Below are 250 nucleotides of genomic sequence, written 5' to 3'. Positions count from 1 at the left end.
GTCATTGCCAGCGTTTCCCATACGCCACGAACCAGCAGCCACATCATCGGCTCAGACATAACCCAGTACCTCTACTTTTACATGGGGTTCCTGCAGCCAGGCAAGGGCGGCTTGCGGATCTTGTTGTGTGCCGTGCATTTCAGTCAGCATGATGCCGAACTTAACGCCACCGGCGTAATCCATCTGCGCGCTAATAATGTTGTTGTTGACGTTGAAACGACGCGCGGTTTCAGAAAGCAGTGGGGCATCG

General features: G+C 54.0%; 1 protein-coding gene. It reads right to left on the bottom strand.

Translation table 11 applies throughout. The features are described 5' to 3' along the window. Nucleotides 1-51: 51 nt before the first annotated feature. The coding region (locus R0J88_RS22220; protein WP_410901203.1) for an NIL domain-containing protein at nt 52-250 on the bottom strand (199 nt) is incomplete at its 5' end.

The sequence above is a fragment of the Pseudoalteromonas sp. SIMBA_162 genome (assembly GCF_046535955.1).
GTDB lineage: Bacteria > Pseudomonadota > Gammaproteobacteria > Enterobacterales > Alteromonadaceae > Pseudoalteromonas > Pseudoalteromonas marina.
This window is presented reverse-complemented; position numbering and strand designations above follow the sequence as displayed.